9 protein-coding genes, 2 tRNA genes and 1 pseudogene are annotated in these 18,774 nt (G+C 63.7%); 5 read left to right on the top strand and 7 right to left on the bottom strand.

The features are described from left to right. The first annotated feature begins 52 nt into the window (after window positions 1-52). Complete coding sequence (locus IPN92_09400; protein MBK8638477.1) at window positions 53-1,360, top strand: ISL3 family transposase; 1,308 nt, start codon at window positions 53-55, stop codon at window positions 1,358-1,360. 1,714 nt (window positions 1,361-3,074) lie between these two features. Then, window positions 3,075-3,335: pseudogene (locus tag IPN92_09395) on the top strand (hypothetical protein). A gap of 60 nt (window positions 3,336-3,395) precedes the next feature. Here IPN92_09395 and IPN92_09390 read toward each other — a convergent pair. After that, window positions 3,396-3,929, bottom strand: a complete 534-nt coding sequence (locus IPN92_09390; GenBank protein ID MBK8638476.1) for a hemerythrin family protein — start codon at window positions 3,927-3,929, stop codon at window positions 3,396-3,398. A gap of 173 nt (window positions 3,930-4,102) precedes the next feature. Beyond that, window positions 4,103-4,393: a hypothetical protein gene (locus IPN92_09385; GenBank protein ID MBK8638475.1), complete on the bottom strand. Its 291-nt coding sequence runs from the start codon at window positions 4,391-4,393 to the stop codon at window positions 4,103-4,105. A 359-nt stretch (window positions 4,394-4,752) separates the two neighbouring features. Between IPN92_09385 and IPN92_09380 the strand changes: the two genes are divergently transcribed. Then, entirely contained in the window at window positions 4,753-5,049 is a 297-nt protein-coding gene (locus tag IPN92_09380) for a hypothetical protein (protein ID MBK8638474.1), read from the top strand. 275 nt (window positions 5,050-5,324) lie between these two features. On the opposite strand, the gene IPN92_09375 is transcribed toward IPN92_09380, so the two are convergent. Continuing rightward, window positions 5,325-5,400: transfer RNA gene (locus IPN92_09375), tRNA-Glu, on the bottom strand. Between the two features lie 65 nt (window positions 5,401-5,465). After that, window positions 5,466-5,541 (bottom strand) — tRNA-Ala (locus IPN92_09370). 204 nt (window positions 5,542-5,745) lie between these two features. Here IPN92_09370 and htpX point away from each other — a divergent pair. After that, window positions 5,746-6,633 carry a protease HtpX gene (gene htpX, locus IPN92_09365; GenBank protein MBK8638473.1) on the top strand — a complete coding sequence of 296 codons (888 nt, stop codon included), beginning with the start codon at window positions 5,746-5,748 and terminating at the stop codon, window positions 6,631-6,633. Window positions 6,634-6,759: 126 nt separating this feature from the next. Here the strand turns inward: htpX and IPN92_09360 are convergent, their stop codons facing one another. After that, window positions 6,760-9,534 (bottom strand): pyruvate, phosphate dikinase, encoded by a 2,775-nt coding sequence (locus IPN92_09360; GenBank protein ID MBK8638472.1) that lies wholly within the window; start codon window positions 9,532-9,534, stop codon window positions 6,760-6,762. A gap of 318 nt (window positions 9,535-9,852) precedes the next feature. On the opposite strand from IPN92_09360, the gene IPN92_09355 reads away from it, so the two are divergent. Then, a complete protein-coding gene (locus IPN92_09355) occupies window positions 9,853-12,672 on the top strand; it encodes a valine--tRNA ligase (protein ID MBK8638471.1) in 2,820 nt (939 codons plus the stop codon). Window positions 12,673-12,894: 222 nt separating this feature from the next. Here IPN92_09355 and hrpA read toward each other — a convergent pair whose 3' ends face one another. After that, entirely contained in the window at window positions 12,895-16,947 is a 4,053-nt protein-coding gene (hrpA, locus tag IPN92_09350; protein ID MBK8638470.1) for an ATP-dependent RNA helicase HrpA, read from the bottom strand. Window positions 16,948-17,193: 246 nt separating this feature from the next. Continuing rightward, window positions 17,194-18,594: an MBL fold metallo-hydrolase gene (locus IPN92_09345; GenBank protein MBK8638469.1), complete on the bottom strand. Its 1,401-nt coding sequence runs from the start codon at window positions 18,592-18,594 to the stop codon at window positions 17,194-17,196. Window positions 18,595-18,774 lie beyond the last annotated feature (180 nt).

Below are 18,774 nucleotides of genomic sequence, written 5' to 3'. Positions count from 1 at the left end.
CAGACGGTCCGGCGAGCAAGAGCGGCGACAGGGGGGCAACGGTCCGGCGGAGATGCCTTTTCCTACTGCCCATTTTCGTCGGCCGTCGCGCCGGAGGTACCCCTTGACTTCGACCGCGCTGTTCACTGTGGCCCTCGGCCTGCAAGCGCCGTGGAAGGTGGCCGAGGTGGCCTTCGATCCCCAGGCCGGGCGCATCGACTTTGGGGTCGGCTTCGCCGCGGGGAGCCGCTTCGTCTGCCCGCACTGCGGGGCCGAGCACCAGCCGGTGCACGACACCCAGGAGCGGCAGTGGCGGCATCTGAACGTCTTCCCGTACCCGGCGTACCTCCGCGCCAAGGTCCCGCGGGTGCGCTGCGAGGCGTGCGGCAAGACCACCCAGGTGCCGGTGCCCTGGGCGCGGGAGGGCAGCGGGTTCACCCCGTTGATGGAAGCCCTGATCGTGACCCTGGCGGGGGCCATGACGGTGCGTCAGGTCGCCCCGCTCCTGGGGGTGAGCGACGGTCGCGGATGGCGCACCCTCGACCACTACGTCGACACCGCCCGGGCGCAGGAGGACTGCTCCGCCGTCGCCGCGGTGGGCCTGGACGAGACCGCCGCGCGCCGCGGCCACCACGACATCAGCCTGTTCCACGACCTGGAAGCCGCGCGCCTGTTGTTCGCCTGCGAGGGGCGCAAGGCCTCGGTGGTGGCCGAGTTTGCCGAGGATCTGGCGGCCCACGGCGGCTGCGCGGAGAAGGTGCGCCACGTCTGCATCGACCTGTCCGCCCGCTCCCGTGCGGGGATCGCCGAGGTCCTGCCCTGGGCCGACGTCACCTGCGATGAGTTGCACGTCGTCCAACGGGTCAACCAGGCGGTCGACGAGGTCCGCCGCCAAGAGGCGAAATCCACCCCTAGCCTCAAACGTCGCCGCTACCGGTGGCTCAAGGACAAGCAGGACGGGAGCATCCGCCAGATCAGCCACTACACCGATCTCAAGCGCCTGAACCTCAAGACCCACCGGGCGTTTCGCATCAAAGAAGCCCTGCGCGAGAGGTTCCACCGGGCCGCCAACCGCGCGGAGGCCGAACCGCTGCTGGAGCAGGGGTACCGCTGGGCACGCCGCTGCCTCCTCGAACCCATGAAGCAGGTCGCCACGACCCTCAAGAACCACTGGGACGGCATCCTCAACGCCTTCGATTCCAAACTCACTAACGGCCGGGTCGAAGGGGCCAATGCGCTCATCCAGGCCGCTAAGGCCAAGGCCCGTGGCTATGGCACCACCCAGCACCTGATCACCATCGCCTACCTCCTGGTCGGCAAGCTCCGTCACCTACCGGCATCCCCCTTCAAACTCAACGCGTGTGCCACGGTCGCAGCATGAATCAAAGGCGTCAGACCCCTTGCCCATACCAAACGTAAGAGAGCCGGAAATGATCAAGCTACCGGTGGTGCTGGAGGCCGAGCCCAATTGGCGGCAGTGCCTGGCGGATGCCATCGGCCGCCGGGAAGCCTTGCACAAGCTGGCCGAGGAGGAGCATAGGGCGGGCGCCAATTACCTCCGGCCCATCGTCCTCATCCAGTCCGAGCCGCGCCGGTCGGGTGCGGAAACCCTGGACTGCGAGCATGTACGCCAGGAGCTGATCGCCAACCACCGCATTCCCGCCGGGGAAATCGTGGTCGCCACAGGCGAGGAAAAGGGCTTGGAGCAGGTCGAGGCAACCTACCAGCTGGGCCTTGCCGATCCGGCCTGTCCGGTGAAGTTTGTTATCACCCAAAAGGCCCTGGCCGAGGGTTGGGACTGCCCCTTTGCCTACATCCTGGTGAGCATGGCCTCCCTCTCCTCAGCCACGGGGGTGGAGCAATTGCTCGGCCGGATCCTACGCCAGCCGGGGGCGAGCCATCGGCAGACCAGAGCCCTGAATCAGTCTTACGCCTTCGTTGTCTCCCGCAACTTTGCCGAGACCGCCAACACCCTGCGTGACCGACTGGTGGCCGGGGCTGGCTTCGAGCGGCGGGAGGTGGGCGAATTCGTGGCCGCCGCCCACCCCGCCCAAGGTCGCTTGGACCTGGATGGCCATCAGGGACGCATCTTCATGCGGCCGGTGACGATCGGTTTGATGGAAAGGCCGGATCTCAAGCACCTGCCCAAGACCCTGCGGGACAAGGTGAACTGGGACGGCAGGTATCACACCCTGACCATCGACAAGCCCCTGACCGAGGAAGAGACAGCAGCCCTGAAAACCTCGGTGACGACCGAAATCGCCGCGACCGCCATCGCCGAGGCAGGGGAAATCAGCCGTACCACCGCCATCGAGTTCTTCCAGACACCCGCGGAACTCGGTGAGCGCCTGCGGGTGCCGGGCCTGGCGTTGCGGATACGGGATGCGGATGGATCCGTTCAGTTGCGCCTATTCGATGACCCCGAAATCCTGGAGTACCCCTGGGACTTGTCCCCTTACGATGCCAAGCCAAGCGCCCGGGACCTCTCCGCCTTGAATGAAGGCTTTAAGATCGCGGAACTCGGTGAAATCGACATCGAAAATGATTCGGGCCACGTGGTATCCCGCTTCTTGCCGGAATTGCAGCGCGATCTAGGCCTGTCCTACCAGCCTGAGCATTGGGACCTGGTGCGCCTGGCGACCTGGCTATGTCGTAACCTGCCGGAGGAGTCCCTCAACCATGCCAACAAGATGGGCTTCGTATCGGCCTGGCTGTCCTATTTGCTCGGGGAACCTGGCCTGACCCTGGCGCGCGTCAACTTGCAGAAATTCCAGATTCGTAACCTGATTGAGGCACGTATCCGGGAATATCGCGAGCAAGCGATAGGCCAAGCCTACCAGCAGACTCTGTTTGGCGAGGACCCCGCATCATCCCGCGTGGCCGTCGGTAACCTGGATAATCCCGGCCTGGTCTTCGAGTTTCACCATCAGGCTTATGCCCCCAGCCGTGATTACGATGGGCACTTCGGCCACTTCGATTTCCGCAAGCACTTTTACGGCCGCATCGGCGATTTCGACAGCAAGGAGAAGTTCGCCTGCGCCTGCTGGCTGGACACCCAGGCCCAAAAGGGTCGCATCCAGTTCTGGGTCCGCAACCTGGTCCGGCGCGAGGGCTGCAGCTTCTTCCTCCAGAAGACCGATGAGCGATCTTACCCCGACTTCCTCTGTTAATTGCCCGGTACCCACGGCAAACCCGGCCCCATCCTGGCTGTTGAATACAAGGGCGCGGATCGCTGGAAATCGGCCGAGGATGACCGCCAGATCGCCCATCTCTGGGCCGAGCTTGCCGAGGGGCGTTGCCGCTTCGTCATGGTCAAGGACAAGCAATGGGATTCCATCGAGCCGTTGCCTCTTTAGCAAAACCATTGCGCAATGGATCAGGTCGATGGGGTGGGCTGGGGCCCCCGGCGCAAATGATCAGGAGCCGTCGGAAAGATCAGCCCTCAAAGTGGGTGACCGACGGCCCCCGGATGACGTCTGCTTCTGTCCCAGGATTGAGAAATAATAGTCGGCGTAATCCTTGTCCGCGCCAACCATGTGGCTCACCAGCCAGTGGTGCAGGGATTGCACCGTTTCACTGTCGAGATGGATAAGGTTCTGCCGCTCCAGATCGCGAACCATTTCGATGTACTCCGCCAGCAAGAGGGCGTGTTCGCTGCGGTGGGAGGCCAGTTCCGGGTAATCGATGGCGCGCATCAGGTTTTCTTCGTGCTTGAAATGCTCGCGAGCCTGTTCGGCAAGGGCTTCGAGTGCCTTGATGAGAGCCGCGTGGTTGGCCGAGGTGTCATGGGGGTTGTCCCCGCCCCCCATCCCCACCGACTCCGCGGCTTGGGCAGGGCCCAAAGTGAAGCGGGCGGCAAGTTGGTTGACGCCATCCACCAGACTCTGGTGTTCAACATCAATCAGGTCGATGCCAAGGGTCCAACTCTCTTGCCAAAGGATCGCGGACATGGGTCTGGCCTCCAGGGTGGGGACTACATCTGAATGAAGTGTGGCTGATGCGCGGCCAAACTGCCAGATTAGGTGGATATTCGAACAGGCTGTGGGGATCGGTTGGGCTGGCCACCCTGTTGGCCACGACTCCCGGTTACGGAGGCGGAAGAGCTGACGCTAGGCCATGCCCGTTATCGGTACGGCTGGCAATAGCCCCGGTTGTCGAGGTAGAAGCCCTTGCGGCATCTGTTATCGTAATAGCCCCTATTCTTGTCTTGGGAGGAGTCATACATATAGCCCCCCAGCGCCCCGACACCCGCGCCAATCAGGGCGCCCTTGCCCGCATTGCCGGTGGTGGAACCAATGGCGGCACCTGCCGCGGCTCCGCCGACGGTGCCTACCGCCGTGCCCGTACCGGGTTCCCTGCAACCCATTAAGGGCAGTAACAACATCAGGGTCAAAAGGATTGAAAAATGCTTCATCGGTTTTCTCCAAGGCAGCTAACATAAGGGACCTACTCATCAAGCCATGCCTTTATACCTTGCTTCATGGGGCCGGCTGCCCATGGTCCTTGCCCCGAAGAGGTTCGCATCGCTTGCAATCCCTGCCAAAAGGCTATACACAATGTATGGATATCCTCCTTGCATAGCCCCGACCGGCAGCTGCTTATAGTTTAGTAGGCTAGTAGGCAATTTGTCTTCCTCCGAGGTATGCCATCATGAATCGCAGCATAGGATCCGTCTCGGTTGTCCCCTTTTCGGTTTTAACTCTTGCCCTCCTTGGGTGCGCCAGCACCATGAACCAAGTTCAGCCGGGCAGGGTGATCATGGATAGATCCGGCGTGAACTACCCAGATGATTCCCAGGACTGCCGTTGGATTGCTGAGAGCTACGACTACTCCGAGACAGCCACTAACAAAGCCATCCAGGATGGGGTCACGGCGGGAGTGATTGGCGGCATTACCGGCGCGGCCATCGGCAGCTTTTCCGGCCAGGCTGGCAGCGGCGCGGGGATTGGGGCCTTAGTGGGTGTGGGCACCCAGGCCATCCGCTCAGCGGTTGACCAGCCAGAGGATGCTACCCGGGTGTGGGCGAACTGTATGTCGAGCCGAGGGCATGCTGTTTATTCCGTCAGATAGCCCTGCTCCCTAGGTGAGCTTTGTCCGGGTATTGGGCAGCAATAACCCGCAGGCTACTGGTTCTGGAGCAAAGCCGCCGTGCTGGGCTATATTTATATTGAGGCGAAGATCCAGGCTCCTCTGCCGGGTCTCCCGCCCAAAGGCCCGAGACCCCATGAGCCTGCCATGGGGCACCTCCTCGGGCCTTTTTATTTCCCGGGACCAATCGGGGGCTCGGCGGGACTAAAACGTCGGACAAAAAAAGGGCCTTGCGGCCCGTAAATCGTTATTTTAATTGGCGTCCCCACGGGGATTCGAACCCCGGTTGTCGCCGTGAAAGGGCGGTGTCCTAGGCCTCTAGACGATGGGGACTTTAGAAGAGTTGGATGACCAGTCGAGTGCTGCGTGGGCTAGCTTTCGGCTAATAATCCAGTATTTGGTGGAGCCAGGCGGGATCGAACCGCCGACCTCAACACTGCCAGTGTTGCGCTCTCCCAGCTGAGCTATGGCCCCGAATCAATCGAGAGCGGCAATTTTATAGAGCCCCCCTGGACCTGTCCAGCCTTTTTTTCCCCGAACCTGAACCCTAATTCGTGGTCCGACAAGATGGCGCGGAACCCGGGTCTTCCGGCAGAATTGCCAGCAAGGGCGGCGCGCCGCCCATCGGAACCGGGCCCGGCAACCGCCCGCCCCTTTGCCACAAGAGTGAACAACAACATGAAACGCATCCTTCTATTCCTCGCGACTAACATCGCCGTACTCCTGGTTATCAGCCTGGTCTTCAAGCTGCTGGGTTTCGAGGGTCTGTTGCAGGCTAACGGCGTCGATCTGAATCTGTCAGCGGTGCTGGTCTGGGCGGCGCTGATCGGCTTCTCCGGATCGATCATCTCCCTCCTCATGTCCAAGGGCATGGCCAAGCGCTCCATGGGCGTCCAGATCATCGACAGCCCCTCCACACCCTTCGAGCAATGGCTGATGACCACCGTGGAGCGCCAATCCCAGGCTGCCGGTATCAAGATGCCGGAGGTAGGCATCTTCGACTCCCCGGACCCCAACGCTTTTGCCACCGGCTGGAACCGTAACGACGCCCTGGTGGCGGTGAGCACGGGCCTGCTGCAACAGATGAACCGTGACGAAGTGGAGGCGGTGGTGGGCCACGAAATCAGCCATGTGGCCAATGGCGACATGGTGACCTTGACCCTGGTGCAGGGGGTGGTCAATACCTTCGTGGTCTTCCTGTCCACCATCATCGGCCACTTCGTGGACCGGGTCATTTTCAAGACGGAGCAGGGACATGGACCTGCCTACTTCATCGTCTCCATGGTCTCCCAGGTGTTGCTGTCGATCCTGGCGACCATGATCGTGATGTGGTTCTCGCGCCAGCGCGAGTTTCGAGCCGATAAGGGCGGGGCGGACCTGACCAGCCGCAATAAGATGGCGTCGGCCCTGCGCGCCCTGCAACGCGTCCACGAGCCACGTGATTTGCCCGCGGGCGAGTTCGCGGCATTCGGCATCAGCGGGGGTAATGGCGATGGCATCAAGCGACTCTTCATGAGCCACCCGCCCCTGGAGGAGAGAATCGCGGTGCTGGAAGGGAGGCGCTGACCTCGGGCATCGGCGTAAGCAGACCAGGTCCCTGCTAACGACACACGGGCCGAAGCTGACTTCGGCCCGTGTTTTTTTGGGCGGAATGTCCGGCCAGCAGGATCTGGCCGGCGGCTGTAAGCCCGATCAGGCCTTCAAGTTCAAGGCCGCGTGAGCGGCGGCCAGGCGCGCGACCGGGACCCGAGGGCCCGAGCAGCTCACATAGTCGAGGCCCGCCTCCTGGCAGAAGGCGATAGAGGCGGGATGGCCGCCATGTTCGCCGCAGATACCCACGTGCATCCCCGGCCGGACCCCGCGGCCCCAATCCACCGCCAGCTTCATCAACTTGCCCACGCCCTTCACGTCCAGCACCTCGAAGGGGTTGTCCTGCAGGATACCGGAGTTGTTGTAAAGGGGCAGGAACTTGTTCTCCGCGTCCTCCCGGGAGAAGGAGAAGGTCGCCTGGGTCAGGTCATTGGTACCAAAGGAGAAGAACTCGGCCTCCTCGGCCAGGGACTCGGCGCGCATGCAGGCCCGCACCACCTCGATCATGGTGCCGAACTTGAAGCCGACGGGGTGGCCATACTGCTTCGCCACCTCGAGGTGGATGCCATCCACCCAGGACTTGACCTTGCGCAGTTCCTGGGCCGTGCAGACCTGGGGCACCTTGATCTGGGGATGGACCTCGATGCCCATGCGCGAGCACTCCGCCGCCGCCTCCAGGATGGCGCGGATCTGCATCTGATAGATCTCGGGGAAGGTGATGCCCAGGCGGACGCCACGATGCCCCAGCATGGGGTTGGTCTCGTAGAGGGCGCGCACCTTGCGCAGCATGGTCTCCTTCTTGGCAATAGCGTCCTCCACCATCGTCGGATCGACCATCTGGCGCATGGCGTTGACCTCCTGGCGTGCATGGTCGCTGGCATGCAGCAGCCCCATGGTCCCGGCCAGCACCGCCAGGCCCCGGGTGGTGGCGGCCAGTTGGCGCAGCTCGGACAGGTCACGCTCTAGTTGGTTCTCGTTGGGCAGGAACTCGTGAATGGGCGGGTCCAGCAGACGGATGGTCACCGGATAGGGGGACATCACCTCGAACAACTCGCGGAAGTCCTTGCGCTGCAGCGGCAGCAGCTTGTCCAGGGCGGCCTGACGCTGTTCCGGGGTCTCGGACACGATCATTTCGATGACGATGGGCAGGCGTTCCACGTCGTTGAACATGCGCTCGGTGCGGGCCAGGCCAATGCCGACGGCACCGTACTTGAGGGAGCGACGGGCATCGTCCGGGGTATCCGCGTTGGCCATGACCTTGAGCCGGGCCACCTTATCCGCCCAGTCGAGGAGGACGTTAAGCTCGTTGGTGAAGTCCGGCTCCACTGTGGGGATCTCGCCCAGATAGACCTTGCCGGTAGTGCCGTCGATGGTGATGAGGTCACCCTCGCGAAAGCTTGTATCGCCCACATAGGCCTCGCGGCGGGCGACATCGACGCTGATGCCCTCGGCACCGGCGACGCAGGGCTTGCCCATGCCGCGCGCCACCACGGCGGCATGGGAGGTCTTGCCGCCGCGGGAGGTCAGAATGCCCTGGGAGGCAAAGAAGCCATGGATGTCCTCGGGCTTGGTCTCCTCGCGGATCAGGATCACCTTCTGCCCCAGGTCGCGTCCCATCTGCTCGGCGCGGTCGGCGTCGAAAATGGCGATGCCACAAGCGGCACCCGGCGAGGCCGGCAGGCCCTGGGCTACCGCCACGGCATGATGGGCGGGGTCTAGACGGGGGAAGAGCATCTGTTCCAGCAGATCGGGCTGGATACGCAGCAGGGCTTGTTCCTGGGTGATGAGCCCTTCGCCGACCATCTCTACCGAGGAGCGTACCATGCCCTGGGCGTTCATCTTGCCGTTGCGGGTCTGGAGGCAGAACAACTGACCGCGCTCGATAGTGAACTCGAAGTCCTGGACTTCCTTGTAATGGGTCTCCAGCTTGGCGCGCAGCTCTTCCAGTTCCTTGGCGATGCGGGGCATCTCGGCGGCCATGTGGTCGATGGGCTTGGGGGTGCGGATACCGGCCACCACGTCCTCGCCCTGGGCATTGACCAGATACTCGCCATAGAGCTTGTTCTCGCCGGTACCGGGGTTGCGGGTGAAGGCCACGCCGGTGGCGGAATCTTCGCCCCGGTTGCCAAAGACCATGGCCACGATGTTGACGGCGGTACCATTGGCCAGGTCAGGGGTGATGTTGAACTGGCGGCGATAATCGACGGCGCGGCGGCCCATCCAGCTATTGAAAACGGCCTTGATGGCGATCTCGAGTTGATCGAAGGGGTCCGCCGGGAAAGGCTTGCCGGTATAGGCCTCCACCGCCTTGACGAAGCGCTCGCTAATCTCCTGGAGATCGCTGGCGGAAAGTTCGAGGTCCTCCTTGACCTTGGCCCGATGCTTGACGATCTCGAATTCCTTGTCGAACAACTCGTCTGGGACCCCTAGGGCCACCTTGCCGAAAAGCTGGATGAAGCGACGGTAGGCGTCATAGCCGAAGCGCTCGTCACCCGTCTGCTGGATCTGACCCCGCAAGGTTTCGGCGTTGAGACCGAGATTGAGGATGGTGTCCATCATGCCCGGCATGGACATGGCCGAACCTGAGCGCACCGACACCAGGAGGGGATTATCCGGATTGCCGAAACCCTTGCCCGTCTTAGCCTCCATGGCCTTCATTTGGGCATGAACCTCGTCCATGACGCCAGCCGGCAGGGTACGGGACGGCGAGGCCAGGTATTCGAGGCAGGCATCGGTGGTAATGACGAAGCCGGGCGGGACATTCAGCCCCAGTTGGGTCATTTCGCACAGATTGGCGCCCTTGCCGCCCAAGAGCTTTTTGTCCTTGCCATTGCCTTCCTCGAAACCAAAAACCTGTTTCTTGACCTGGGTGACCATCGCGTCATTTACCTCTAATGGGTTGAAAATAAGAAATGAGCAGAGGCTAAAGGGAGGGGTGTCCGCGTGGGCAATCCGGCGATGGCCCTAAACCGACTTGAAGCGGCCAGGGAGTCCGGGGACTGCCCTACCAGCCTCCGCCCGGGTGCCGGGCATGGTACATCCAAACCGGTTCACCCGGCGGGTCGCGGCGGAAAATAAAGCCAGTATTGCAGCTGAAAGCTACGGATAGGTGACAATGCCGCCCCCCCAATGCCACCAGCCGATCGGTTATACTTTTGCCATCATTCCGCCGGCCAACCTCGCTCCCCTTCAATCATGCTCGACAAGAACTACGACCCTCAAGCCCTGGAACAAGGTTGGTATCGGATTTGGGAGGAACGGGGTTACTTTGCCCCAACCCCCGCGGGTCAAAACCCTTACTGCATCATGATCCCGCCGCCAAACGTCACCGGCAGCCTGCACATGGGCCACGCCTTTCAGGACACCATCATGGATGCCCTGATCCGCTATCACCGCATGCGCGGCGATCCCACCCTCTGGCAGGCGGGCACGGATCATGCTGGCATCGCCACCCAGATGGTCGTCGAGCGCCTCCTGGAACATGAGGGCAAGACCCGCCACACCCTGGGCCGTGACGCCTTTATCCAGCGCGTCTGGGCCTGGAAGGAACAATCCGGCGGCACCATCACCCGCCAACTGCGGCGCATGGGCGCCTCCCTCGACTGGGAGCACGAGCGCTTCACCATGGACGAGGGCCTGTCGGCGGCGGTACGCGAGGTCTTCGTGCGTCTCTTCGAGGAGGGCCTTATCTATCGCGGCAAGCGCCTGGTCAACTGGGACCCGGTGCTGCATACCGCCGTCTCGGACCTGGAGGTACTGTCCGAGGAAGAGGCCGGGCACATGTGGGACATGCGCTACCCCCTGACCAACGGCACCGGCTATATGGTGGTCTCCACCACCCGCCCGGAGACTATGCTGGGGGACTGCGCCGTGGCGGTGAACCCGGAGGACCCGCGCTACCAGCACCTCATCGGTGAGCTGGTCGAACTGCCCTTGACCGGCCGGCGCATCCCCATCATTGCCGACGAACACGCCGACCCCGAGTTCGGCACCGGCTGCGTCAAAATCACCCCGGCCCACGACTTCAACGACCACGCCGTCTGGCTGCGCCATCGCGACGAGAACGCCATCGCCGGCCAGCCCCACGGCGGCCTCATCAACATCCTGACCCCGGACGCCGCCATCCGCGCCAACGCCCCCGAGGAGGGCGAACTCATCCCGGCGGCCTATATCGGTATGGACCGCTACGAGGCCCGCCGGCACATCGTCGCCGACCTGGAGGGCATGGGGTTGCTGCAAGGTCTCCGCGACCACAGGCTGATGGTGCCCCGTGGCGACCGCTCTAGCGCCGTCATCGAGCCCTATCTCACCGACCAGTGGTATGTGCGCATCCAGCCCCTGGCGGAGCCGGCCATCGCCGCCGTCGAGGATGGCCGCATCCGCTTCGTCCCCGCCAACTGGAAGAACACCTATTTCGAGTGGATGCGCAACATCCAGGACTGGTGCATCAGCCGCCAGATCTGGTGGGGCCACCGCATCCCCGCCTGGTACGACGAGGAGGGCAACATCTATGTGGGTCGCTCCGAGGCCGAGGTCCGCGCGCGCCACTGCCTGGCCGCCGACTTCCCCCTGGCGCAGGACCCGGACGTGCTGGACACCTGGTTCAGCTCCGCCCTCTGGCCCTTCTCCACCCTGGGATGGCCTGAGGACACCGAGCGCCTGAAGGCCTTCTACCCCACCTCGGTGCTGGTCACGGGCTTTGACATCATCTTCTTCTGGGTCGCCCGCATGATCATGATGGGCCTCAAGTTCATGGGCGACGTGCCCTTCCGCGAGGTCTACATCCACGGCCTGGTGCGCGACGCCCATGGCGACAAGATGTCCAAGTCCAAGGGCAATGTCCTCGATCCCATCGACCTCATCGACGGCATCGAGCTGGAACCCCTGGTCGCCAAGCGCACCGGCGGCATGATGCAGCCCCACCTGGCGGACAAGATCACCAAGGCCACCCGCGCCGATTTCCCCAATGGCATCCCCAGCTTCGGCACCGACGCTCTGCGCTTCACCTTCGCTGCCCTGGCCAGCACCGGCCGCGACATCAAGTTCGACCTGAGCCGCACCGAGGGCTACCGCAACTTCTGCAACAAGTTGTGGAATGCCTCGCGCTACGTCCTCATGAATACCGAGGACCAGGACTGCGGAATCGCCGGCCCCATCGAGTTCTCCGCCGCCGACCGTTGGATCCGCGACCGCCTCCAGACCACCATCGCCAACGTTGACGAGGCCATCCGTACCTACCGTTTCGACCAGGCTGCCCAGGCCCTGCACGAATTCACCTGGAATCACTTCTGCGACTGGTACCTGGAGCTGTCCAAACCCATCCTCACCCACGAAGCCAGTTCGGCGGCCGCCAAGCGTGGCACCCGCCACACCCTGGTCCAGACCCTGGAGACCCTGCTGCGCCTGGCTCACCCCATCATGCCCTTCATCACCGAGGAGATCTGGCAGAAGGTCAAACCCCTCGCGGCTATCGAGGGGGATACCCTAATGGAAGCCTCCTACCCCGTCGTCGATCCCAGCCTGGCGGACCCCGCCGCCGTAGCGGAAATGAACTGGGTCATGCAGTTCATCCTCGGCGTGCGCCGCATCAAGGGCGAGATGAATATCCCCCCCGGCAAGCCCCTGCCGATCCTGATCGAAAATGCCAGCGCCCAGGACCTCGCCTGGCTGGGGGCCAGCCGCCCCTACTTGGACTTCCTCGCCCGCACCGCCTCGATCCGGATCCTGGATTCCGGGGAGGCCGCCCCCGAGTCCGCCATCTCCCTGGTCGGAGAGATGAAGGTCCTCATCCCCATGGCCGGCCTGATCGACAAGGAGGCCGAACTCCAGCGCCTCGCCAAGGAGATCGCCCGCATGCAGAGCGATGTGGAACGGGCCCGGACCAAGCTCACCAATCCCAGTTTCGTGGACAAGGCCCCCCCCGCCGTGGTTCAGAAGGAACGTGACAAGATCGCCGAGCAGGAGGCCGCCCTTGCCCAAATGCGGGAGCAGGAGATAAAGATCGGATCCCTGTAAAGATAAGAACCTGGAAACTCCCGTCAAAACCGTCACTCGACAACCCGGACACGGTAACAAAAGCGAGAAAGATCAGACACCTGTTCGGCTTCAGTTTTGCCCCTAAGAACCTCTAAGCCCCCGCCACCTCCGGGGCCAAAATTACCATTCGTAGCTATTTTCGGAACCCCGGCAAGACCGGGGTTCCGGTCATTCCCCGCCGCCAAGCCCGGGTCCGCTACGCTAAAGTCCCAACTCCCGCCACCGCGCCTCGATGCGCTTGAGGGAGATGGGATAGGCGGTGCCAAGGCGCTGGGCGAAGAGGGAGATGCGTAACTCCTCGATCATCCAGCGAATCTCCTCCAGGCGGGGGTCATGGCGGCCGGCGGCCCCCACGGTGGCGGCACGCTCACCCCACTTTTCGAGCAGGGGTGTCAGTTCCCGGAGATTCGCCTGGTCCTTACCGGCGGCATGGAACAGCTTGTCCAGGCGTTCCCGGGCGGCCTTCAGATAGCGCGGGTAGTCCTTGAGGTGGGCATAAGGCACCGCCAAGAGGAAGCCGCGACAGATCAAGCCATCGAGTTGGGCCTTGAGGTCGAGGACCGAGGGCATCCAGTTGCTCTGGGTGATGGCGGCCAGGCTCTGGCGGAGGGCCTGGTAGTCGTCGAGGATACGGCCGACGAGGGCCATGACCTCCGTGCTGAACCGTGTCAGTTGGGACTTGCGGCTAGTCAGGCGGGCCTCGAAGCTAGCCCGGTCCCGGATGGTGGGGGCCTCCTCAAGGAAGGTCAGGTCGAAAATGAGGGCGAGGACCTCGTCAGCCAGGTCCATGGGCTTGGGCTGCTGGCTGGCCTTGCCGCGCCTTGCCCCGACAGCACCGGCCGTGACCGCCTCACCCGGCCGGCCTTGCCGCCCCAACCTCGCCGTCCCGAAGCCAGTTCCGTCCGCGGCCCCCGGTCCCCCCGTGCCAGTAACCGCGGGACCAAGCCCCGCGTCCGGCACCTGGGCATACTGCAAACGCATCCGGTCCAGCCCGGGCAAATTCCTGCGCAACTGCCGCACCTCGGTACCCAGATTGAGCATGAGCAAACGCCGCAGGCCGGCCCGCTGTGCCAGCTCCGCCCCCTCCCGCGAGTCGAGCACCCGCAGGGCGACACTGTCCCCTTGATCAAGCAGGGCCGGGTAGCCACGCAGCCGGATGCCACTCCGGTCGAGATCCAGGCTTTCAGGCACATCCCCGAAGTCCCAGCGGCTGATGCCCTCCCGCTCCAGGCCCTGGGAGGGGATCTGGGCAAAGGCCTGACGGCCGCTACCGCCGAACTGGCGCTGGAGTCGCGGGTAGTCATCCCCCACCGCCAGGCTATGCCCCTCCTGATCCAGCAGGCGAAACTTCATCCGCAAGTGCGCCGGTATCACCGCCGGGTCCCAGGCATCCTCCGGCACCTGGATACCACTCATGGCCTTGATTTCCTCGCCCAGGGCCTGGATCAGAGGCCGGTCCGAGGGCTTAAGCCGGGCGGCCAGGCGCTCCGCCGTGTCGGGAATCGGCACCAGGAGCTTGCGCCAGGACTTGGGCAGGCCCCGCAGCAGGGCGCTGATCCGTTCCGCGAGCAGGCCAGGGACCAGCCACTCGCAACGGTCCGGAGGGACCTGGTTGATCAGGGGTGCCGGCACTACCAGGGTGATGCCGTCGTCATTCTGGCCGGGGTCGAATCGGTATTCCAGCGGCAAGGCCGTCGCCCCCACCTGGAAGTGGTCGGGAAAGGCCTGGACCGTGACCGTCGCGGCCTCATGGCGCATGGCATCCTCTAGGCGCAGATAGAGGAGCTTGGGGTCCTTGCGGCTCGCCTGGCGCAGCCAGCGCTCGAACAGGGGTGCCGAATAGATACCGGCGGGCACCCGCTGTTCGTAGAAGGCCTGGATGGCCTCCTCGTCCACCAGGATGTCGCGCCGCCGCGACTTGGCCTCCAGGTGCTGGATAGTGGCGATGAGCTCCCGATTATGGCGCCAGAAGGGGGCACGAGTGTCGAAGTCGCCCTCGGTGAGGGCGAAGCGGATAAAAATGGCACGCGCCTCCGCCGGATTGATGGGGCCATAGTTGACCCGCCGCTTGGGGACGATAGTGATGCCGAAGAGGGTCAGCTTCTCATAGGCCGCCACCTGGCCCGAGTTAGCCTGCCAGTGGGGCTCAGAGTAGCTACGCTGGATTAGGTGGCGGCCGGCCTCCTCGATCCAGGCCGGCTGGACCCGGGCGACGATGCGTCCGTACTGACGAGTCGTCTCGACCCGCTCCGCCGCCACGACCCATTTGGGCATCTTGGCGTAGAGGCCGGAACCGGGGTGAATCATGAAGCGGCTATTGCGGGCTCCCTGGTACTCCCGCCCCTCGTCCTTAAAGCCGATGTGACCCAAGATGCCCGGCAGCAGGGCCTGATGGATGGCATCGTAGCCCGCCGGCTGCTCATTGACCTTAAAGCCCAACTCCGCCATCTGGGCATGCAACTGGATCTGCACGTCGCGCCACTCCAGGACCCGGTTCCAGGACAGGAAATGGCGCTGGCACAGCTTGCGGAACTTGTTACGGGTCAGGTGCGGGCGCTCAGCCTCCAGGAAGCGCCAGAGGTTGAGGAAGGCGAGAAAGTCCGAATCCTCATGATTAAAGGTGGCGTGAATTTCATCGGCGGCCTGGCGCTGCTCCAGGGGCCGTTCCCGCGGGTCCTGGACGCTCAGGGCCGCCACGATCACCAGCATCTCCGTCAGGCAGCCCAACTCCGCCGAGGCCAGCAGCATGCGGCCGATGCGCGGGTCCAGCGGCAGGCGGGCCAGATGCTGGCCCAGGGGCGTTAGCTGGCCCTGGCCATCCAGGGCCGCCAACTCCTCCAGGCTGCGATAGCCATCGGCCACCAGCCGGCCATCCGGCGGGTCCACGAAGGGGAAGGCCTCGATCTCGCCAAAGCCCAGCAGCTTCATCCGCAGGATGACGGCGGCCAGATTGGCGCGATGGATCTCGGGCTCGGTAAACGCCGTCCGCGAATCAAAATTATCCTGGGAATAGAGCCGGATACAAATACCGACGGCCACCCGCCCGCAGCGCCCCTGACGCTGGTTGGCGGAGGCCTGGGAGACCCGCTCCACCGGCAGGCGCTGGACCTTGCCGCGATGACTGTAACGGCTGATCCGGGCAAAGCCCGGGTCGATAACGTAATGGATGCCCGGCACCGTCAGGGAGGTCTCGGCGACATTGGTCGCCAGCACCACCCGCCGGGTACCATGGGGCTGGAAGATGCGCGCCTGCTCCGCCGGGCTTTGGCGGGCATAGAGAGGCAGGATCTCGGTCGAGGGCGGGTGATGCTTACGCAGTGTCTCGGCGGTCTCGCGGATCTCCCGCTCGCCGGAGAGAAAGATCAGGACATCGCCCCGCCCCTCCCGGTCCAACTCGTCCACCGCCTGGGAGATGGCGAGCTGCATCTCGTCGTCGCGCTCACCCGCGTTCTCCTCCTCCGGGGGGCGGTAGCGCACCTCCACCGGAAAGGTGCGCCCGCTGATCTCCAGGATGGGCGCCGGCCGGCCCCCAGCGTCCGCAAAATGGGTGGCAAAACGCTGAGGGTCAATGGTGGCGGAGGTGACGATGACCTTGAGGTCCGGTCGCCGGGGCAACAGACCGCGCAGATAGCCGAGCAGAAAATCGATATTCAGGCCCCGCTCGTGGGCCTCGTCAATGATGAGGGTATCGTATTCAAGCAAAAGGCGATCCTGCTGCAACTCAGCCAGTAGAATGCCATCCGTCATCAGTTTGATGCAGGTCTCGGGCCGTACCCGATCATGAAAGCGCACCTTGTAGCCCACCAGCCCGCCGGTCTCGCCACCCAGTTCCTGGGCCACGCGGCTCGCCAGGGTGCGCGCCGCGATGCGCCGCGGCTGGGTGTGGCCGATCCGCCCGGCCAGGCCCCGCCCCAGCTCCAGGCAGATCTTCGGCAACTGGGTGGACTTACCCGAGCCCGTCTCGCCGCACAGAATTACCACCTGGTGGCGGGCAATGAGCGCCGCCACCTCCTCCCGGCGCTCGCTGACCGGCAATTCGGGGGGAAACTGGATTTCTGGCACCAGCGCCCGCCGCCGCTCCAGGACCGCCTGGGAGGCCTCGATCTCCCGCCACAGCTGGGCCAGCCCTTCATCGCTGGGCTGGCCCCGATCCTGGCGCTGTCGCAAGCCCCGCAAACGCCGGCGCAGGCCGGGGCGGTCGGCCAGGAGGCAAGTGTCCAGGTCAGTAGAGTTCGGGAGGTTGGAGTGGGTCATATGACCGCTGGACCTGACTGGGCAGTGCTGCATTGAGATTGACGGCGGTGCGCATGTGTCGTCTCCCCCATCTGGATACGATGATCTTACCCGGACGACGTACCAAGGGCGACTTAACAGCGCTCCTATAAATGGCTTCGTTTCGTAATTTGGCCTTTTTTACTAGGGTGCGCATCGCGCGCGAAGCGACAATCGCGGAGATGAGTTGACCTACCCTGTTGACTCCGGCTTCGATCGTATCGGTGATTAGGGAATCCTGACCTCCACTCCGGCAAAGCGCGCCGCAATCGCGGCTTGCAGGGCCCGCTTGGCGCCGGCCTCGCCATGGACCAGGATCACCTCCTGGGGTAACGGGCTCATGGCGCCAATAAAGTCGAGCAGATTTTGCTGGTCGGCATGGGCGGAATAGCCGCCCAGGGTGTGGATCCGGGCGCGGATGTCGTAGCGATCCCCATCCAGTTCCACATACCCACCGCGCGGCCCGTATTGCTGGATAGCACGGCCCGGGGTGCCCGCGGCCTGGTGGCCGACAAACAGCACATCATGGCGTGGATCGCCCAGCATGGCCTTGAGGTAATCGATGATGTGCCCCCCGGAACACATGCCGCCGGCGGCGATGACGATAGCCGGGCGGTGGTTCTTACTCAGATAGTCCACCATGCGCCGGTGTGCATCCTGGTCGTCGACGGTGAGCACCTGTTCGAAATCCAGGGGATGACGGCCAGCGGCGAGCCTGGCCTTGGCCTCGCGATCCCAATGAGCACGCAGGCGGCTGTACCCCTTGGTGAAATTCGCCGCCAAGGGCGAGTCGAGCACCACCGCCAAATCATCCCAGTCCCACCGCCGCCCGGATCCCGCAACCCCATCGCCCTGGTCATGGACCAGAGTCTCCAGTTCATAGAGAAGTTCTTGAGTGCGGCCGATACTGAAGGCGGGGATGAGGAGGGTGCCGCCATCGGCGAAGGCATGCTCAATCAGGGCGCCCAGACGCTCATGGCGCGAGCGGCGGTCTTCGTGGAGCCGATCGCCATAGGTGCTTTCCAACACCAGGATATGTGCGGACTCTGGCGGGGTAGGATCCGGCAACAAGGGAGTATGGGGCGGCCCCAGGTCTCCGGAGAAGAGCACGCGGGTCCGACCCCCGCCCTGAAGCAGTTCGCACTCCACATAGGCGGAGCCCAGGATATGACCCGCCTGCTGGAGACGGATGCGCAGGCCGGGATCATCACCCACCACCGGATGCCACTGGCCATAAGGCAGGGCCACCAGGCGCTTACGCACCAGGCTCAGGACGCTATCGATCAACTTGGCATCCCGGGTCACGCCGACCTTGAGAGCATCCTCCAGCACCAGGGGCAGCAAGGCCGCCGAGGCCTCGCTGCAGATGATAGGACCGCGATAACCGGCCGCGATCAGGTAGGGCAGACGCCCAACATGATCGATGTGGACATGGGTCAGGATGAGCGCCTGAATGGGCGCCACCGGGAAGCCGATCTTGAGCCGCGTCGCGCCCGCCCCATCGGCCCCCGCCTCGGCACCCTGAAACAGACCACAGTCGATCAGCACCGCGCGTCCATCGGCCAGCCGCACCTCATGACAGGAGCCCGTCACGCCATCCAGAGCCCCATGGTGAAGAATGACCGGCATGGCAATCTTGGTATACATAATCAACCACCTTGATAAGGCTCACGCTCTGACTCGCTGAATTACCAGACTAAGTTTAAAAATGATATCATGGGTTCCGTTCACGCTTGTTCTGAACAGAGCATCCATCAAACCGATATGCTAAATGCCCACGCAAGCCCAAGCCGACTTGAACCATATGAA

The sequence above is a fragment of the Chromatiaceae bacterium genome (genome assembly GCA_016714645.1).
GTDB lineage: Bacteria > Pseudomonadota > Gammaproteobacteria > Chromatiales > Chromatiaceae > M0108.
This window is presented reverse-complemented; position numbering and strand designations above follow the sequence as displayed.